The sequence below is a fragment of the Algoriphagus boseongensis genome (assembly GCF_004362805.1).
Lineage (GTDB): Bacteria > Bacteroidota > Bacteroidia > Cytophagales > Cyclobacteriaceae > Algoriphagus > Algoriphagus boseongensis.
The window spans coordinates 835,736-853,234 of record NZ_SNYF01000005.1 but is presented as its reverse complement, the minus strand read 5'-3'; the positions used below and the strand labels follow the sequence as shown (position 1 = coordinate 853,234).

18 protein-coding genes are annotated in these 17,499 nt (G+C 40.7%); 8 read left to right on the top strand and 10 right to left on the bottom strand.

Annotated elements, in window-relative coordinates; translation table 11 throughout:
* Positions 1-32: 32 nt before the first annotated feature.
* From mnmA to DFQ04_RS03710, 3 genes are all read left to right on the top strand, one after another.
* Complete coding sequence (gene mnmA / locus DFQ04_RS03720) at positions 33-1,244, top strand: tRNA 2-thiouridine(34) synthase MnmA (RefSeq protein WP_133552814.1); 1,212 nt, start codon at positions 33-35, stop codon at positions 1,242-1,244.
* Between the two features lie 152 nt (positions 1,245-1,396).
* Positions 1,397-2,107 (top strand): pseudouridine synthase, encoded by a 711-nt coding sequence (locus tag DFQ04_RS03715; protein WP_133552812.1) that lies wholly within the window; start codon positions 1,397-1,399, stop codon positions 2,105-2,107.
* Between the two features lie 50 nt (positions 2,108-2,157).
* The gene (locus DFQ04_RS03710; RefSeq protein ID WP_133552810.1) at positions 2,158-3,618 is read left to right on the top strand and encodes a M28 family peptidase; all 1,461 of its coding nucleotides are present in this window, start codon (positions 2,158-2,160) and stop codon (positions 3,616-3,618) included.
* A gap of 144 nt (positions 3,619-3,762) precedes the next feature.
* Here DFQ04_RS03710 and DFQ04_RS03705 read toward each other — a convergent pair whose 3' ends face one another.
* From DFQ04_RS03705 to DFQ04_RS03690, 4 genes are all read right to left on the bottom strand, one after another.
* On the bottom strand, positions 3,763-5,046 hold the full coding sequence (locus tag DFQ04_RS03705; protein ID WP_133552808.1) for a NupC/NupG family nucleoside CNT transporter: 1,284 nt from the start codon (positions 5,044-5,046) through the stop codon (positions 3,763-3,765).
* 85 nt (positions 5,047-5,131) lie between these two features.
* Entirely contained in the window at positions 5,132-5,731 is a 600-nt protein-coding gene (locus DFQ04_RS03700; RefSeq protein WP_133552806.1) for a bifunctional nuclease family protein, read from the bottom strand.
* Between the two features lie 5 nt (positions 5,732-5,736).
* Positions 5,737-6,705, bottom strand: coding sequence for an electron transfer flavoprotein subunit alpha/FixB family protein (locus DFQ04_RS03695; protein WP_133552805.1), 969 nt, complete (start codon positions 6,703-6,705; stop codon positions 5,737-5,739).
* 35 nt (positions 6,706-6,740) lie between these two features.
* A complete protein-coding gene (locus tag DFQ04_RS03690; protein WP_133552803.1) occupies positions 6,741-7,478 on the bottom strand; it encodes an electron transfer flavoprotein subunit beta/FixA family protein in 738 nt (245 codons plus the stop codon).
* A gap of 74 nt (positions 7,479-7,552) precedes the next feature.
* Here DFQ04_RS03690 and DFQ04_RS03685 point away from each other — a divergent pair, with 74 nt between their 5' ends.
* Positions 7,553-7,891 carry a tetratricopeptide repeat protein gene (locus DFQ04_RS03685; RefSeq protein ID WP_133552801.1) on the top strand — a complete coding sequence of 113 codons (339 nt, stop codon included), beginning with the start codon at positions 7,553-7,555 and terminating at the stop codon, positions 7,889-7,891.
* Here DFQ04_RS03685 and DFQ04_RS03680 read toward each other — a convergent pair.
* Positions 7,888-9,060: a patatin-like phospholipase family protein gene (locus DFQ04_RS03680; RefSeq protein WP_133552799.1), complete on the bottom strand. Its 1,173-nt coding sequence runs from the start codon at positions 9,058-9,060 to the stop codon at positions 7,888-7,890. The two genes, DFQ04_RS03685 and DFQ04_RS03680, sit on opposite strands and share 4 nt — an antisense overlap.
* Positions 9,061-9,149: 89 nt before the next feature.
* Between DFQ04_RS03680 and DFQ04_RS03675 the strand changes: the two genes are divergently transcribed.
* Positions 9,150-9,641 (top strand): hypothetical protein, encoded by a 492-nt coding sequence (locus tag DFQ04_RS03675; protein ID WP_133552797.1) that lies wholly within the window; start codon positions 9,150-9,152, stop codon positions 9,639-9,641.
* Here the strand turns inward: DFQ04_RS03675 and DFQ04_RS03670 are convergent.
* From DFQ04_RS03670 to DFQ04_RS03660, 3 genes are all read right to left on the bottom strand, one after another.
* Positions 9,631-10,629: a zinc-binding dehydrogenase gene (locus DFQ04_RS03670; RefSeq protein ID WP_133552795.1), complete on the bottom strand. Its 999-nt coding sequence runs from the start codon at positions 10,627-10,629 to the stop codon at positions 9,631-9,633. The two genes, DFQ04_RS03675 and DFQ04_RS03670, sit on opposite strands and share 11 nt — an antisense overlap.
* A gap of 4 nt (positions 10,630-10,633) precedes the next feature.
* Positions 10,634-12,220 carry a replicative DNA helicase gene (gene dnaB, locus DFQ04_RS03665; protein WP_133552793.1) on the bottom strand — a complete coding sequence of 529 codons (1,587 nt, stop codon included), beginning with the start codon at positions 12,218-12,220 and terminating at the stop codon, positions 10,634-10,636.
* A gap of 79 nt (positions 12,221-12,299) precedes the next feature.
* Positions 12,300-13,004 carry a lycopene cyclase domain-containing protein gene (locus tag DFQ04_RS03660; RefSeq protein WP_133552791.1) on the bottom strand — a complete coding sequence of 235 codons (705 nt, stop codon included), beginning with the start codon at positions 13,002-13,004 and terminating at the stop codon, positions 12,300-12,302.
* A 133-nt stretch (positions 13,005-13,137) separates the two neighbouring features.
* On the opposite strand from DFQ04_RS03660, the gene DFQ04_RS03655 reads away from it, so the two are divergent.
* A complete protein-coding gene (locus tag DFQ04_RS03655; protein ID WP_133552789.1) occupies positions 13,138-14,493 on the top strand; it encodes a UDP-N-acetylmuramate--L-alanine ligase in 1,356 nt (451 codons plus the stop codon).
* Positions 14,494-14,496: 3 nt separating this feature from the next.
* Positions 14,497-15,303 carry a 3'-5' exonuclease gene (locus DFQ04_RS03650; protein WP_133552787.1) on the top strand — a complete coding sequence of 269 codons (807 nt, stop codon included), beginning with the start codon at positions 14,497-14,499 and terminating at the stop codon, positions 15,301-15,303.
* Between the two features lie 62 nt (positions 15,304-15,365).
* Here DFQ04_RS03650 and DFQ04_RS03645 read toward each other — a convergent pair whose 3' ends face one another.
* Complete coding sequence (locus DFQ04_RS03645) at positions 15,366-16,160, bottom strand: M48 family metallopeptidase (RefSeq protein WP_133552785.1); 795 nt, start codon at positions 16,158-16,160, stop codon at positions 15,366-15,368.
* A gap of 91 nt (positions 16,161-16,251) precedes the next feature.
* Between DFQ04_RS03645 and DFQ04_RS03640 the strand changes: the two genes are divergently transcribed.
* Positions 16,252-16,758: a DUF4442 domain-containing protein gene (locus DFQ04_RS03640; protein ID WP_133552783.1), complete on the top strand. Its 507-nt coding sequence runs from the start codon at positions 16,252-16,254 to the stop codon at positions 16,756-16,758.
* Here the strand turns inward: DFQ04_RS03640 and DFQ04_RS03635 are convergent.
* Entirely contained in the window at positions 16,755-17,489 is a 735-nt protein-coding gene (locus DFQ04_RS03635) for a peptidase associated/transthyretin-like domain-containing protein (RefSeq protein WP_133552781.1), read from the bottom strand. The two genes, DFQ04_RS03640 and DFQ04_RS03635, sit on opposite strands and share 4 nt — an antisense overlap.
* Between the last annotated feature and the right edge of the window lie 10 nt (positions 17,490-17,499).

Sequence of the window (17,499 nt, the reverse complement as noted above, 5' to 3'; positions counted from 1 at the left end):
CTAATGGACCTTTAATCCATTAATTATTACCTATGAAGACAAAACCTCGAGTAGTTGTCGGTCTCTCAGGAGGCGTAGACAGCAGTGTTGCAGCCAAATTACTTTTAGATCGGGGATACGAAGTCATCGGCATGTTTATGAAAAACTGGCACGATGAATCCGTCACCATCTCCAATGAATGTCCTTGGATGGAAGACTCCACTGACGCCATGCTAGTGGCAGAAAAACTGGGAATCCCCTTCCAAGCTATAGACCTAAGTGAAGAATATCGTGAAAGAATCGTGGATTACATGTTTTCGGAATACGAAGCCGGACGGACTCCTAATCCAGATATCCTTTGTAACCGGGAAATCAAATTTGATATTTTCCTGAAAGCAGCTCAAAAGCTCAAAGCAGATTTTGTAGCCACGGGTCATTATTGCCAAAAAAGAGAGATTTCGGTTGATGGAAAACCTGTTTATCAATTGATTGCCGGAGCGGATCCTAACAAAGATCAGAGCTATTTTCTTTGCCAACTCTCACAGGAGCAGTTGTCCAAGGCACTTTTCCCAATTGGTCATTTGCAAAAGCCAGAAGTGAGAAAAATCGCCAAAGAGGCAGATTTGATCACAGCAGAAAAGAAAGATTCTCAAGGTCTTTGCTTTATTGGCAAGGTCCGATTGCCTGATTTTCTTCAACAACAACTCAAGCCTAAAAAAGGTCGAATCATTCAAATCCCTGAAAATTTACCAGTTTTTGAGACGCTAAAAGTTCCTGCAGGAATTGAACCCCAGGATTGGGATCAGGAGACTTTGGATTTGATTTGTCTGCCGATTCATTATACTCCAAACCAAGGAAAAGTTTTGGGTGAGCACAATGGTGCCCATTATTTTACAGTAGGCCAAAGAAAAGGGCTTCAAGTGGGAGGAACAGGTAAGCCCCTTTTCGTGGTTGCTACGGATACCCGGGAAAACGTAATCTATACCGGTTTAGGAGAAGATCATCCAGGCCTGAATCGTTTTGGTTTATTTGTCAAAAAAGATCAGGTTCATTGGATAAGAGAAGACTTGAAACTTCAAGCTGGAGAATCGGCTGTATATGAAGCCAGAATCCGATACCGCCAACCTCTTTCCAAAGCAACTTTATTGATGCGAGAAAACGGGCTTTATGTGCTTTTCGAAAATGCTCAAAAAGGCGTAGCCTCTGGTCAGTTTGTAGCTTGGTATCAAGGCGAAGAATGCATTGGCTCAGGTACGATATTCTAAAAGATTACAAACAATTGAAAAGCACCAATTTTTCTAACCAATTAGCCACATAGAAAAACTAATTTATCCCCAAATAGGATCTATGTACCTATGTGGTTTCAAACAAAATAGATTTCGGTGTCTCGCCTTAGTATTTCCCATATTTACTGTTTATGCTTGAAATCCTCTTTGAAGACGAAAATCTGGTAATTATCGATAAGCCAGCTGGGCTTTTGGTTCACCGGACTAGACAGGCTTATGGAGAGGATGAAAACGCCCTTATTCAACTCAGGGATCAGATAGGATCATGGGTTTCTCCGGTACATCGATTGGATCGAGCAACCAGCGGTATTCTTCTTTTTGCAAAAAATGAGGACATTTTACCTGCACTCAAAGCTAAATTCATGGAAAGGGAGGTACAGAAAAATTACCTGACAATAGCCAGAGGAATTCCAAAGGAAAAAGAAGGATTAATCGATCATCCCCTGCAAAGCGAACGATCCAAAAAGCTTCAAGAAGCTCAAACCAAGTATAGGGTTTTGGCTGAATCGGAAATTTCCTTCAATTCAACAGGACGCTATCCTACGAGTCGGTATAGCTTGCTAGAGATTGAATTATTGACTGGGAGAACTCATCAGATTCGTAGGCATTTGGCTCATATTCGGCATTACATTATTGGAGATAAAAAGCACGGAGATAATAAGCAGAACATTTTTTTCGAGAAGCAATTCGGCCTTCAAAACCTGCTTCTCCACGCCTGGAAGTTAAGTTTTGAGCATCCTTTGACCGGAAAAAAAATCTCACTTTCCTGCCCTCCTCCCCTTCATTTTCAAAAAATTATAAAGGATTTGACCTGGAATCCATCTGAAATCCTGAATGGCTAAAACCAAAACGAGGAAATTGACTTACTTTAGACCCATACAATAATTACCCTATGAATAAAACCACCTTGACACTAAGCCTATTCATGGCTGCAAGTTCCCTTACTTTTGCCCAAAAACAGGATATTGAAAAGAAATTTGATGGAAAAGAAGCCATCAGTCATTTGACTTATTTGTCTTCTGATGAGCTAATGGGTAGAGACCCCGCTCGACCAGAAATGAAATTGGCGTATTCCTATATCGCCAAACAACTCGAAGCCTATGGAACCAAGAATGTTCCGGGAGCTGAAGGTTACTATCAGAATATCCCATTTCGCCTTTCCTCCCCTCCAAAGACCGGAAAAGTAAGCATTGGAGATAAAGAATTTGACCTAGGAACTTCCCTCTTGGTAATCGATGGTAAATCCCTTTCTGGTACCTATGATTTGGTCGATGTCGGATTTGGATCGGCTGAGGATTTTCAGGGAAAAGATTTGAAAGGAAAGATTGCTGTAGCCAATGTAGGTGCTCCGGGTAGACTAAGTCCATCCGATCTATTTGCCCTCGGTAGAGAAAAGACCATGAGAGCTAAAGAAGCTGGAGCTGTGGCTATCATCGAAAAATTTAATGCCCCATCAGTTCCTTGGCAATTGGTTTCTAATTTTTTAAACCGGACTCAACTAACATTGGATCAGGGAGCAGCAAGTGACTTGACCTACATGTGGGTTGAAGATCAGAAAAACACCTTAACTCCTGATAAATTGAAAACCGCTTCCATTCAAGTAGAAGGAAAGAAAAATACTTCTGTAGAAGGCAAAAACATCTTAGCATGGATCGAGGGAACAGATCCGGTTCTTAAGAATGAATTTATTCTTCTTTCTGCGCACTATGACCATGTGGGAGTAGGAACTCCTGATGCAAAAGGCGATTCGATTTACAACGGTACCAGAGACAATGCTATTGGAACTGTGGCAGTTCTAAATGCTGCAAAGTATTTCGCTCAAAACCCTCCAAAGCGTTCAATTCTATTGGCACTTTGGACTGCAGAAGAAAAAGGCCTATTGGGCAGTGCTTATTTTGCCAATAATCCTCTGATTCCTTTAAATCAGATTGTTTATAATCTAAATATTGACGGAGCAGGTTATAACGATACTTCAATCATCACCGTGATTGGCTTGGGAAGAACAAGCGCTGATTTTATGATGGAAGAAGCAGCCCAGGAATTTGGCGTCAAAGCCGTTTCAGATCCGGCACCAGAGCAGGGATTATATGACCGCTCTGACAATGTAAACTTTGCAAGAAAAGGAATTCCAGCTCCTACTTTCTCCCTAGGCTTTACCGCCTTTGATGATGAGATTCAGAAATACTACCACAAAGCAGCAGACCAGGTAGAAAGTTTCGACTTGGATTACGCTCAAGTCTATTGGAAGGCCTATATATTAGCTGCTCAAAAGATTGCCAATTGGGATCAAAAGCCAGTTTGGAAAGCAGGAGATAAATATGAGGAGGCTAGTAAGCAGTTGTATGGAAAGTAGGAATTAGTATCTAGATGCTGGTATCAAGTATCAAGAAAAAAACTCCCTTTGATAAAGAAAAAGCTCGATTTCAGATTGAAATCGAGCTTTTTCAATTTATACAAATCTAGAATGATCCTACTAGATACTTTGTACTTAGAATCCTTAAAACAACATTCCCGCAATAGTAGCCGTCATCAAACAAGCCAGAGAAGCGGCCATTAGAGACTTTAGGCCCAAGCGACTTAAGTTTCCTTGCTGGTTTGGAGCAATGATGGAAATTCCTCCCAATTGAATAGCAATGGAACTGAAATTGGAAAACCCACAAAGCGCATAGGTGGCGATAACTATAGATTTTTCGCTAAGGGTACCAGCAATTTTCATTTCGGAAAGACTTAGATATGCAACAAACTCATTGATTACAGTTTTCTGTCCAAGCAAGCTTCCAACCTGCAAAGTATCAACCCAATCCACTCCAATCACCCAGGCAAAAACTCTAAAAATCTGACCGAAAATATATTCCAATGAAAAACCTGTGAATTGCCCTCCAGTGCTTGAATTTACCCAAGCATTGAGTCCGGTAAATTCTCCGATTAAGCCGCTCAATCCGTAATTGATCGCTGCGATAACCGCAATAAACGCCAACAACATCCCACCCACATTCAAGGCTAATTTCAAACCTTCAGCTGCACCAATAGACATGGCATCGATTAGGTTTACCCCCATCGCTTCAGCATTTACCTCGAGCTTATCTTGTTTGATTTCCTTTTCTGTTTCAGGTATGAAAATCTTTGAAAGGACGATGGCCGCAGGAGCATTCATAATACTTGCACCCAATAAATACGCTGCAAACTTACTTTGCTCCTCCAAACTGTCACCTCCCAAAAAAGCCACATATCCAGCCAAAACACCCCCAGCAATCGTAGCCATTCCTCCTGTCATCAAACACATCAATTCTGACTTACTCATTTGAGGAATGAAGGGACGAACGAGCAATGGAGCCTCAGTTTGACCTAAAAAGATATTCCCTGCAGCAGATAGAGATTCTGGTCCTGAAAGCCTCATGGTACGAGCCATCACCCAAGCGATTCCGTATACGATCTTTTGCAAAATACCTAAATAATAAAGTCCTGCTGAAACCGTAGAGAAGAAGATAATGGTAGGTAGAACCTTAAAGGCAAAAATAAACCCGAAGCTATCCCCTGCTAAATCCCCAAAAATAAATCTTGCACCAGCCTCACTGAAGCTAAGGAACTTAACAAAGCCTTCTGAAAGCAATTGAAACCCATTTTTTACGATTTCAACCTGGGTGATCAAAAAGCCAAAAACCAATTGAAGAGAGATTCCTATAATGACTAGTCTCCAGTCTATCCTTTTCCTGTTGTTTGAAAAAATGAATGCAATGAAAATAATTACGGCTAGCCCTAAAGCACCTCTGATATAATCCATGAAGTTCAACTTGAAACGAAGCGCTAAAAATACTCCAAAGCCAAACAAGAAAAAAGCCCTGAAAAAATCAGGGCTTTATTTAAGATCAATTTCGCTTATTTATTTCATCCCTTATCCGGGCTGCTTTTTCGTAATCCTCATTGTTAATTGCCTTTTCTAAAAGCTGGTTAAGCTTGTCAAGGCTGTAATCTTTAAGTGATCCTTCCTTTTTGGATGAAACTTTTTGAACTGGAGTCTTGGTCTCGCTTTTCTCTTCTGCTTTGCTTTCTTCCTCAGTAAATTCAATTGCAGCTTCTGCCATAACTTTTTCAGCACAGAAAATAGGAGCACTGAATCTTACCGCAATAGCAATAGCATCAGACGGACGGCTGTCAATTTCTACCTCTGACTTTCCGCTTTTACAGATTATTTTGGCGTAAAAAACACCTTCCTTCATATCGGAAATGAAGATTCTTTCAATTTCGAATTTGAAGCTTTCAGCAAAAGATTTGAAAAGATCATGGGTCATAGGTCTATTCGGAATTATTTTTTCTATCTCGATGGCAATTGCCTGAGCTTCAAACATTCCGATTACAATAGGCAACCTTCGGGTTCCACCTACTTCTCCCATGACCAGGGTAAAAGATCCTGACTGCGAATGGTTGGATGATAATCCTAGAATTTCCAGTTCTACCAAATTTTCCACAAAAATTAAAGTTCAGCTTTTAATGCTTCTGTTAGTTTAGGTACTACTTCGAATGCATCTCCAACAATTCCATAATCCGCTGCTTTGAAAAATGGAGCTTCAGGATCTTTGTTGACAACTACAATGCACTTTGAAGAATTAACACCTGCAAGATGTTGAATAGCGCCTGAAATTCCTACAGCGATATATAAACTAGGTGCAACTTTTACACCTGTTTGTCCAACGTGTTCGTGGTGTGGTCTCCAACCAATGTCAGAAACAGGCTTTGAACAACCAGTGGCAGCACCGAGAACCTTTGCCATTTCCTCCAGCATTCCCCAGTTTTCAGGACCTTTCATTCCTCGACCACCGGATACTACAATGTCTGCCTCTGGAAGCAAAATCTCTCCAGTAGCTCTTTCAGTTGAAGTGATTTTTGAAGCAAAATCTGCATCAGCAAGTGTAACTGAGAAATTTTCTACAACTGCATCTGCTCCATCGGTTTTCAGGTCTACCGCATTTTTCTTAATAGCGAGAATTTTATTTTCCGTGGTAACGGAGGTTTCTGCAAAAGCTTTTCCGGTATAAATACTTCTCTTTACCAAATAGCCAGAAGTTGTGTTTGGTAATTCAACCACATTAGATACCAAACCTGCATTCAGCTTTACCGCCAATCGAGCTGCAACTGCATCGCCCAATGAGGATTTGGCTAATACCAAGGTTTTAGCACCAGTTGAAGAAAATGCCTGAGCAACTGCTTCGGCATGGGCTAAAATTACTCCATCGTTAAGTCGTGCATCAGAAGCATGTAAAACTTTAGCAGCTCCTGCTTTTCCTACAGAGGCCAATTCAGATGCATCAATAGAGCCTAAAGCCACAGCCACTACATCACCTTCACCGGTTTTTGCTGAAAGTGCATTAGCAAAAGAAACCGCCTCCAAGCTGGTCTTTTTTACTTTTCCTTCAGCATGTTCTATATATACTAAGATTGACATATTATCTTGATTTAATGTATGTTAAGAAAAATAGATTAAAGTACTTTTGCCTCGTTTTTCAGAAGTTTCACCAATTCGGAGACATTATCCTTATCGATTAATTTGACAGCTCCTTTTGCTGGTGGCAACTGGTAGCTGGTAGCTTCTGCCTGAGTCTCTTGTGAAACTGGTTCAACCACGTTCAAAGGCTTGGTGCGAGCCGACATAATTCCACGCATATTTGGGATTTTCCATTCTGCGATAGGTTCCTGACAACCTGCAATCAAAGGCAATTGAGCTTCTAAGTACTCCTTTCCTCCTTCAATTTCTCTTGCCATTTTAACAGTGGTTCCCTCTATATCCAATTTCATCACTGGAGAAAATGAAGGCATTCCCAACAATTCTCCAACCATTCCATGAACCATTCCTCCATTGAAATCGATAGATTCTCTACCCATCAAAATCAAATCGTAACCACCTTCTTTGGCATAATGAGCTATTTGCTTGGCTACAAAAATGGAATCTTTTGGAAAAGTATTTACCCGAATTGCATCATCTGCACCTATGGCCAGAGCCTTTCTCAAGGTCGGCTCGGTTTCTGCCTCTCCTACGTTCAATACGGTTAATTTCCCACCTGTTTGATCTCTAAGCTCCACAGCTCTCGCCAAAGCATAATCATCGTAAGGGCCAATAATGAACTGGACACCTGTCGAATCAAATTTGGTATTATTGGCAGTAAACTGAATCTTGGAGGTCGTATCCGGCACGTGGGTGATACATACAAGAATCTTCATTGGTTTAGAGTTAGATTATTTTAGATTTATTTTGCGTGAAAATAACAGGCAATGCTTAATTAAAAAAACTATTAATGAGCAATTTGGATCGTGTAGCAATACTTCGTGAGTACATAAAAGAAGAACCCAACAACCCTTTTAATTACTATGCTTTAGCACTGGAAATAAGCAGTTTAGATAAGGTAGAATCAGGGAAACTTTTTGATTTTTTATTAGAAAATCACCCCAATTATCTACCTGTTTATTTCCCTTCAGCCCATTTCTTTTTTGAACTAGATCAAATCGAAAAAGCGAAATCAATTTTTCAAAAGGGAATTCAATTGGCTTTGGAGCTAAAAGAAGAGAAGACACTGAAAGAACTTCGGAATGCCTTCCAGAATTTTCTCTTTGAAACAGATCTAGAAGAGGATTAAACCATAAATCCGGCTGGAAAGTGGACTGCCCTCACCTCCTGCTCTCCTGCCTTGAATCCCAAATCGTACAATTGCTGGCAATTTTCAGCATTATCCATTGCAGACAGACTTTCCACATCTGCCTCGGTAAAAGGTTTGGAAGGCTTGAAACGCTCATTCAAGTCTTTGGTATCAATGAATAAATTGTATCTCAAATAAGAAATCAAGCCTTTTTTCCGACCTGGTTCATCGCTCAGAATATCATCTCCTAAAGCAGTCACTTCGGCATCAATTTCAAAGGCCGTTGGTGAATTGGACATCCACTGTAAAACCTGCTGGTTTTGCCAACTGGCATCCTGCATAAACATATCAGGGAGATTTGCCGCCCAGTTCAATAAATGCGATTTGGTAATTTGCTTGGGCATTTTTTTCCATCGAGTCATCCCTGTCCCAATAGAAACTAAAAGGATATTATCCTCACCCATTGGCCAATGATATGGAAACCCCTTTAAGGTAGCTACCATCAACATCTGCAAGGCTGGATTATTTGCCATGCTTACTCCGCCATCCACAAATGCTGCAAAGCCATTTTCTCCCCCTACTTCAATCGACTGCGGTAAAAAATAAGTAGGTGCCGCAGCACTTGCTCGTACACATTGCCAAAGCGGAATATCCTTATTATTTCCATGCCCAGAATCGTAGAATTTCCCTTTTGGATGATTATTTAATGGCCAAACAGAATTGGTATCAGCACGTTTTGCCACAATAACTAAGGCAGTTCTGATCTTTTCTTGATCTCCCAGTTTGGTGTCTCCAAGAATGTTTTGGAGCTGCTCTACCAAAGCAGCGTGATCGTATTTAGCCTTAAAGGCATCATCGATTTCAAAAATCTTCCACCATTTATATTTCTTCCCAAATATCTTTTTGCCCAACTTGAAATACATGTCTTTTATGTCATCTACTTCCCAGCCAAGAGCTAACAAGGTGGCAATAATTGAACCTGTGGACGTTCCCCCGATCATGTCAAAATAATCAGAGAGCAGCAGTTTAGGATTATTGTGCTGTTTTCTTAGAATATCTTCGACGTGCTTAAGATATCCTAAACTGAGCGCCCCGCGAATTCCTCCTCCATCCAGAGCTAAAATCTTCTTGGGACCATTCGGAGCTAGTTTTTGAGATAAGGTTTTCATAAAAATCAAGGATTAAAAGTTGTCACAAAAGAATTGACAATCAATTTACTAAATTGATCTGGTCAATTAAATCGAAACAGGTTTTTCTTATGCTCACTCAAAAAGAAATGTTGAATTATTTTTTGCCCAAGCTGGACTCGAAAGGGAAACGATATAAAAAGAAAAGTCTAATTAAGGCGAAAAAAGCTGAGGCAGGTCTTGTAGTAATCACCAAGACAAGTGACGGAATTGAGACAAAAAATACTGCTTCTAAAGGGGATTGGTTGGTAGAAAATCAAACCTCTGCCCAAGAACGGTACCTCATCAAACCTGATATTTTTGCCAAAAAATATGAATTAATGCATTCTTTGGCCGGTGGATGGGGATGCTACAGACCTTTGGGAGAAATATACGCTATTCAGGTTTCTTCCTCAGATCTGCAAAATTTGGGGAATTCCGATCAACTGGAATTCCAAGCCCCATGGAAGGAATCCATTGTCGTTAAACCTGGAGATTTTCTGGTTATTTCTTTGGAAAAAAGCGAGATCTACAGAATCGCTTTGAAAGAATTCACCCAGACCTATGAGTTAATCAAGGAGTAAGGACAATTTTCCCCAACTGCTTACCTGCTTTCATCCGGTCAAAAGCCTTGACTGCATCTTCTAAGGCGAAAACTTGATCTACCACCGGCTTAATTTTTTTGGAAGAAACTAAATTCAGCATATGGAGAAAATCCGCGTCAGAACCCATAGTTGATCCCATGATTTTCAACTGATTCCAAAATATCCGCCTAGCTTCTAATTTTCCAGGATTTCCTCTAGTTGCTCCATAAAAAACAATTCTCCCTCCTGGCTTACAAACTTGGATCAATTGATTTAAAGTATCACCAGCCGCTCCATCTATGATTAAGTCAAATCCATCAGTAAGTTCTTTGGCCTGGTCGGTCCAAGTGGAATCGGTATAATTAAATCCATGACTAGCTCCTAGTGCTTTGGCCTTTTCAATCTTTTCAGGATCGCTACTGCTTACTGAAACTTCTGCTCCATGTACTAAAGCAAACTGAGCAGCGAATTGCGCAACTCCTCCCCCAATTCCTGTAACCAAAACCTTCTGTCCAGCTTCGATCTGTCCTTGATAAACCACAGCACGATAGGCTGTCAATCCGGCTAAGGGTAATGCAGCAGCTTCTTCCCAGGTAAGATGCGAAGGTTTTTCATGCAAGCGATCTGCAGGAACTGCTACATATTCAGCAAGAGTTCCATTTCGTGGCATTCCCAATATTTCAAAATCCTTTCCCTGAGCCAGTTGACTTGTACCCCAGTTAATAGCTGGATTGATGATCACTTCCTTACCAATCCATTTTGAATCAGATTCAGAATCTACGGCTTCGACAATTCCAGCCCCATCGGATCCCAAAACTATCCCATCTTTCAGATTAGGATACAGCCCTTTCCTGCTCCACTCGTCGCGATGATTTAAGGCTGAAGCTTTGATTTTCACCAAAACCTCTCCGGGTTTAGGATTAGGCTTTGGAATATCACAAACCTGTATTTTTTCCTCAATCCCCTGCTTTAATACTACTGCTCTCATCATTTTAGAATCCTACTGGTCCACCATCTCCTTTGATGATATCATCGATTGAATCATCATTTGCCTTGCTAGAAAGCTTCATTACATTGCCAGAGTCAAATGAGCTAACTCCAGATGCTCCAGAGGTGAATTTGTGAGAATAGCCGATTTCTCCAGCTTGGTTTGAAGGATAGTTAATTCCGGAATCCAAGTCCGTAAACTTGGTGTATCTACCGATAAATCTAAGCTTGACATTTTCCAAAGAACCATTTCTATGCTTAGCGATAATCACTTCCCCAACGCCCATAAGTGAGGCTCCTCCCTCATCTTCTGTGAATCCATAGTATTCAGGACGATAGAGAAACATTACCATATCGGCATCCTGTTCGATTGAACCTGATTCTCTCAAATCGGAAAGCTGAGGCCTTTTATCTCCTCCTCTTGTTTCCACTGCTCTGGAAAGCTGGGAAAGTGCGATAACGGGAATATTTAACTCCTTGGCAATCTTTTTCAAAGCCCTGGAAATACTGGCAATTTCCTGTTCACGATTTCCACCATTCCCCCCAGATTTTGAATCCCCTGACATCAACTGCAGGTAGTCAATTACTATCATCTGGATGTCATGCTGAGCTTTTAGCTTTCTTGCTTTGGCTCTCAATTCCAAAATGGAAAGTGCTGGGGTATCATCCACGAAAAGTGGAGCCTTGGAAAGTTTGGCGGTTTTATGGACCAATTGAGCCCATTCATGATCCTGGAGCGATCCTTTTTTGATTTTCTCAGAATCCAATTCAGCTTCAGAAGAAATCAGACGATTGACCAACTGAACCGCTGACATTTCCAGTGAAAAGATAGCAACCGGCTTATTGTGATCAACTGCTGCATTTCTTAAAACAGAAAGCACAAAAGCAGTTTTACCCATTGCAGGTCTGGCAGCGATAATTACCAAATCAGATTTTTGCCAACCTGAGGTAACCCGATCCAAGGCAGTAAAACCAGAAGGAACCCCAGTCAAGCCATCTTTTTGGTTCTTTCTTTCTTCTAATTCCAAGATGGCGTCACGCATAATGGACCGCATATCCGCATAATTTTTACGGATATTTTTCTCTGAGATTTCGAAAAGATTTTGCTCCATTTTATCCAAGAGCTCAAATACATCGGTGGTTTCTTCGAAGGCATCACGCTGAACTTCAGAAGAAATCCGGATCAAATCTCTTTTGATCGCCTGCTCAGTTATAATTCTGGCGTGATATTCAATATTCGCAGCAGAAGCAACTTTTGAAGTCAATTCCGTGATATAGAAAGCTCCTCCGGCAACTTCCAAAGCCCCACTTTTTCTTAGCTGAGAAGTAACGGTAAGCAAATCAATCGGCTGGCTGTCAGTAAACAGATCTAGGATAGCTTGAAAAATAACTTTGTGAGATTCCTTGTAAAAACTCTCAACTTTCAGAATATCAATCACATTGGTCAAGGCATCCTTTTCCAGCATTAGCGCTCCCAAAACCGCCATTTCTAGGTCTACGGCTTGTGGGGGGACTTTTCCTAAAAGATTGCTTGGGTTTTCAAAAGTGGGCTTCTTTCGTGTAATTCTGGGTTGGTTGGTATTCTCGCTCATGTAACAAATGTATCTGCTGGAAGGGAAGAGTTTTAAACAAGTTTTCCAAAACTTATCAACACTCTACTCTAAGCAAAAATCAAGCCTCGGCAGGTTTCTTCTCTTTATAATAAACCCCATTTCTATATCCCCTAAACATGGAGCACAAGATCGCCCAGCTAAAATGCCATAGGATTTCGGAGAAAGGGATTCCTATGATTTTTTGTCCCAAAATAGGCTGATCCAGCATGCCATAAGTATCCCAAAAATGGGGAAAGAGAATCTGGAAATTGATGTAATAGATAATCAGGGTGATCCCCAAAGTTGCAAATCCAGAAATCAGGGAAAGGCCAATTAAATCGGGCCTTTGACTCCAGATGTAAACCGCCAAAGCCATGAAAGTCAAGAAGGTAACATAACCTGAATGAATTTTAAAAATCAGACTGAAAACAGTTAGACTTAGACAACCAATTAGCCAGAGAAAAAAGAAATCCTTGTTTTTTGCTGGGGTTTGTCGATCGTAATCGATCTCTCTTTTTGTGAATGAAGAATGGATATATCCTCCTACCCCAAAAAGCGCAAAACCTATGATATAATCCTCAATCCCGACTATCCCAACTCCAAAAAGTGTGGGTGGCCTCCAGTAATCCTGAAAATACCAGACCTCCGCTAATACCCCCATTATTCCACCGACAGCCCCAACTTTAATCATTCCGCTTTTCCAGGGACTTTTGATAAAAACAACCAACCATGCCAGCATATATAGCAAGGAGAGCGTCAAATAGGCATACTTATCGTCAAGCATTTTCGAAAAATTATGCTGCGAAAATAGGCAAAATGGCATAGCCACAAAAAATCCAAGTTTGAATAAGGAAAGCACTTCACAGCGCCTGATTTTATTCCTATGTTTGAATCGCAAAAAACCAGATTCCTTTTTTATGAAAAAATATCATTTCATCGCTATTGGAGGGGCCGTCATGCACAATTTGGCCCTGGCACTTGTGAAAAAAGGCTATCAAGTCAGTGGAAGCGATGATGAAATTTATGAACCTTCAAGAACCAGATTAGAGAAGGCAGGTATTCTTCCTCCTGAATTTGGCTGGTTTCCTGAGAAAATTACCTCGGATATTGATGGGATAATTTTGGGCATGCATGCACGAATTGATAATCCTGAATTGATAAAAGCTCAGGAATTAGGCATTCCGGTTTATTCTTTTCCTGAGTTTATTTTTAACCAAAGTCAGGACAAAAAACGGGTAGTGATTGCAGGTTCGCATGGAAAAACCTCGATCACCTCAATGATTCTGCATGTACTGAAAGATCAGAAAGTAGATTTTGATTATTTGGTTGGAGCACAGATCGATGGATTTGAATTAATGGTGGGTTTATCCGATGCACCTGTTATTATCATCGAGGGAGACGAGTATCTCACTTCTCCGATTGATCGCACACCAAAGTTTTTTCATTATCACCACGATATTGTCTTGGTCAGCGGAATCGCCTGGGATCATTTCAATGTATTCCCAGATTTTGAGGACTACAAGGCTCAATTTTCAAAACTCATGGATCGAACACCAGCATCAGGTCAATTGATTTATTGTGAGGTAGATCCCTTAGTTAAAGTTGCAGCCGAATCCAGCTCGACTTCAGGTCAAAAAACAGCTTACCAAGCCCATCCGGCTGAAATAAAAGATGGAAAAACGTATCTGAAAACAGATTCTGGCTTGGTAGAGATTTCAGTTTTCGGCAACCATAATCTTCAAAATCTCCAAGGTGCCTTGGAAGTTTGCCTTTCTCTTGGAGTTTCTAAAGAACAATTTTACCAATCCATACCAAGCTTTAAAGGAGCTGCAAAGCGACAGGAAATATTGGCTAAAGGAGAAACTGGAATTCTCTTTCGGGATTTTGCCCATGCACCTTCCAAGCTCAAGGCCACGGTCAATGCAGTTAAAAATCAATTTCCAGAAAGACGGCTGATTGCTGTTCAGGAACTACATACTTTCTCTTCCCTGAATAAGGCTTTCCTTCCAAATTATGCGAATTCTATGGATGAAGCGGATGATGCAATTATTTACCTCAACCCGCATGCTGTAGCCATGAAAAAGCTGGAATTGATGGATGAGCCAACCTTGAGAGAGGGATTTAAAAGACCGGATTTGAAACTTTTTACCTCAAGTGAGGCATTAAAAGAGTACCTTTTGGACCAAAATTATAATCACACCAACTTGCTTTTGATGAGTTCAGGGAATTATGACAATCTGGATTTGGAACCGATCAAAGCAAAATTCAAGTAAAAAATGAAGTTAAACTTAAAGAATCCCATTGCATTTTTTGACCTGGAAGCTACCGGGACTAATGTATCTACTGACCGAATTGTAGAAATCTCCATCGTAAAACTCACTCCAGATGGAGGGCAGCAAATCTTTACCAGAAGAGTCAATCCTGGTATTCCAATTCCTCTGGAAGCTTCCCTGATTCACGGGATTTATGACAAGGACATCAAGAATGAACCCTTTTTTAGGGATATAGCAAAGGACGTCTTCCAGTTTCTGGGTCAGGCAGATTTGGCTGGTTTCAATGTATTGAAATATGACATTCCTCTTTTAGTCGAGGAGTTCCTCAGATCAGGGATTGATTTTGATCTGGAAAGAAGAAATCTTCTGGATGCTCAAAAGATTTTTCATTTAATGGAGAAAAGAAATCTGACTGCAGCTTACAAGTTTTATTGCGGTAGAAAACTGGAAAATGCTCACAGCGCAGAAGCCGATACTTTAGCAACGGTAGATGTTTTTAGAGCCCAAGTAGAAAGGTATTTAGGAGAAGAAGTTGAGGATCTTCAGGGAAATCGATTGGGTGTTTTTGAGAACGACATGAAGAAAATCCATGATCTGGTAAATGAAAAAATGGTAGATCTTGCCGGTCGATTTATTTTCAACTCTCAAGGAGAGGAAATTTTCAACTTTGGCAAGCATAAGGGCAAAACCATCGAACAGGCACTGAAGGAAGAACCTGGCTACTACGATTGGATGATGAAGGGAGATTTTCCTTTGGACACCAAAAGAAAATTGACACAGGTAAAGCTTAGAGGATTTGGTACCAAATAAAAAGTAGGCAATAAACAGTTGGCAGTATTTACTTGCCAACTGTTTATTGATAAAGAAAACTCCTATTTAGCGGCATTATAGTATTCCATGGCTTTTGCCATATTGGCGTTTAATTTTTCGATTCTTCTATCCGGACCTGGGTGAGTAGATAGAAATTCAGGTGGGGCTTCTCCTCCAACCTTTGCCATTCTCTCCCAAAATGCCGGAGCAGTTCTAGGATCATAACCTGCCATCGCCATAAAAATCAATCCTAGTTCATCGGCTTCCAATTCATGTTTTCTGGAAAAGCTCAGCATCCCCAGTTCGGATCCAATACCTACGGATTGAAGGAAAATCTGCTGTGTTAAAGTTGGATTTTGACCAATAGCCACCGAAACCGCAGAAATCCCCAAATTAGCCAACATTCCGTTAGACATTCTTTCTCTGGCATGAGAAGCTACAGCATGAGCCACCTCATGGCCCATAACTACTGCAATCCCATTTTCATCCTGGCACACCGGCATGATCGCTGTATAAAATGCGACCTTTCCTCCAGGCATACACCAAGCGTTGACTTGATCGGATTCGGCTAGATTAAACTCCCATTTGAAAGATTTCACCAAATCTTGATATCCCTCTTTTACCAAAAACTCTTCCACTGCCTTAGAAATTCTTTCTCCAACCCGGACAACTTTCTGGCCATCAGGAGTGTTGGAAAGGAGTTTTGAATCCTTTTTAAATGTTTGGTATTGTTCATTCACCAAGGGCATAATTTCTTCATTGGGAACAGCCGCAAGCTGCATTCTTCCAGTAAGGGGAACCTTTGCACAGGCATACACTACTAGTCCTAAGAATAAAAAAGAGAGTATTTTTTTCATGGTTTCGATATTTTCTAATCAATTTTCAAAAAAAGTACCAAGCCGCTTTTCAAGGATAAATTTTCTTATTTTAGGTCAAATTCCTCCTTCAATGAATGTACAAAATCAAGTGAGCTCCTTAAGTCCAGCCGCCAAAGATTATCAAAAGAAAATGACTAATTCATTTATTTTTTGGTGGGCGATGTTATTCAAGCTGCCTTCCGCAGTTTTTTGGAGGCTAAGAGTCAAGCATTTAGATCAGGAAAAATGCGAGATCACAATCCCCTACTTTTGGAGGTCTCAGAACCCATTTAAATCCATTTACTTCGCTGCCATGGCTGGTGCTGCCGAATTGAGCACCGGGGCACTTTGTCAGCTTGCCTTGGCAGGAAAAGGTCAATTCAGCATGCTGGTAGTAGATTTTAGGGCAGAATATTATAAAAAAGCGAATTCCAAAATTACTTTTACCTGTACCCAAGGAGAAGAATTGTTTTCTTTGATTGAAAGCTTAAATCCCGGTGATACTGCCCAACTCACCCTAATTTCAGAAGGCAAAAATCCGGAGGGAGCAACTGTTGCAAAATTCTTTGTTACCTGGTCCTTTAAAAGGAAAAGTTAATCCATAAGATAGGATTCCAATCGAATGAATTCCTTTAAGGAGGCGAGAACACGATCCGATGGCCAGTCCAAAAATTCATGGCTCTGATGAAATTCATTGAATCGTATTACGAGTTCATCCCATTTTGGCCTATCCAGTGAATAAGTTTTCATCAATTCAGTTCGGATAGAATCTGAGTCAATGATTTCAAGATATCCCGTTCTCCTCCTTTCCCAATCTAATTTCTTCTCGTAGGCTCTAAGCTGCCTATTTCGTCGGGTAAACTGAGAAATGACTCCATATACTGCAAAACCTCCCTGCAAAGAAGTCGGATCGGATAAGGTGGTAACACCCATAGATTTCGAAAGGCTTTTGGTGCCTTCGGGTTCATCCTCTGCCAGATATAATTTTCCGTCTTTAAATCTAAAACGATAAGGCTCTGCCTCTACCTGAAAAGTGGGCAATAGCCTTGCCTGATCATAAATTTCCAACAACAAAAATCGCTCTTGAGTCAAGGGAACTCTTTTTTCAAAAAACCCTGGAAATCTTACTAACAGGGTATCTCCCATAGAAGCTGAAATATTGAAATACCCCCTAGAATTGGTTTTGACAGATTCTTTTCCCGAAACAGAAACCTCTACTCCTTCCAAATATTTTTTATCAATCGCGTCTAATACATTCCCTGAATAGACGGATTGAGAGTGCGCAGAAACGCAGATGAAGACCAGAAAAAGTAAAAGAGGGAATTTCATTTCCTCAAAA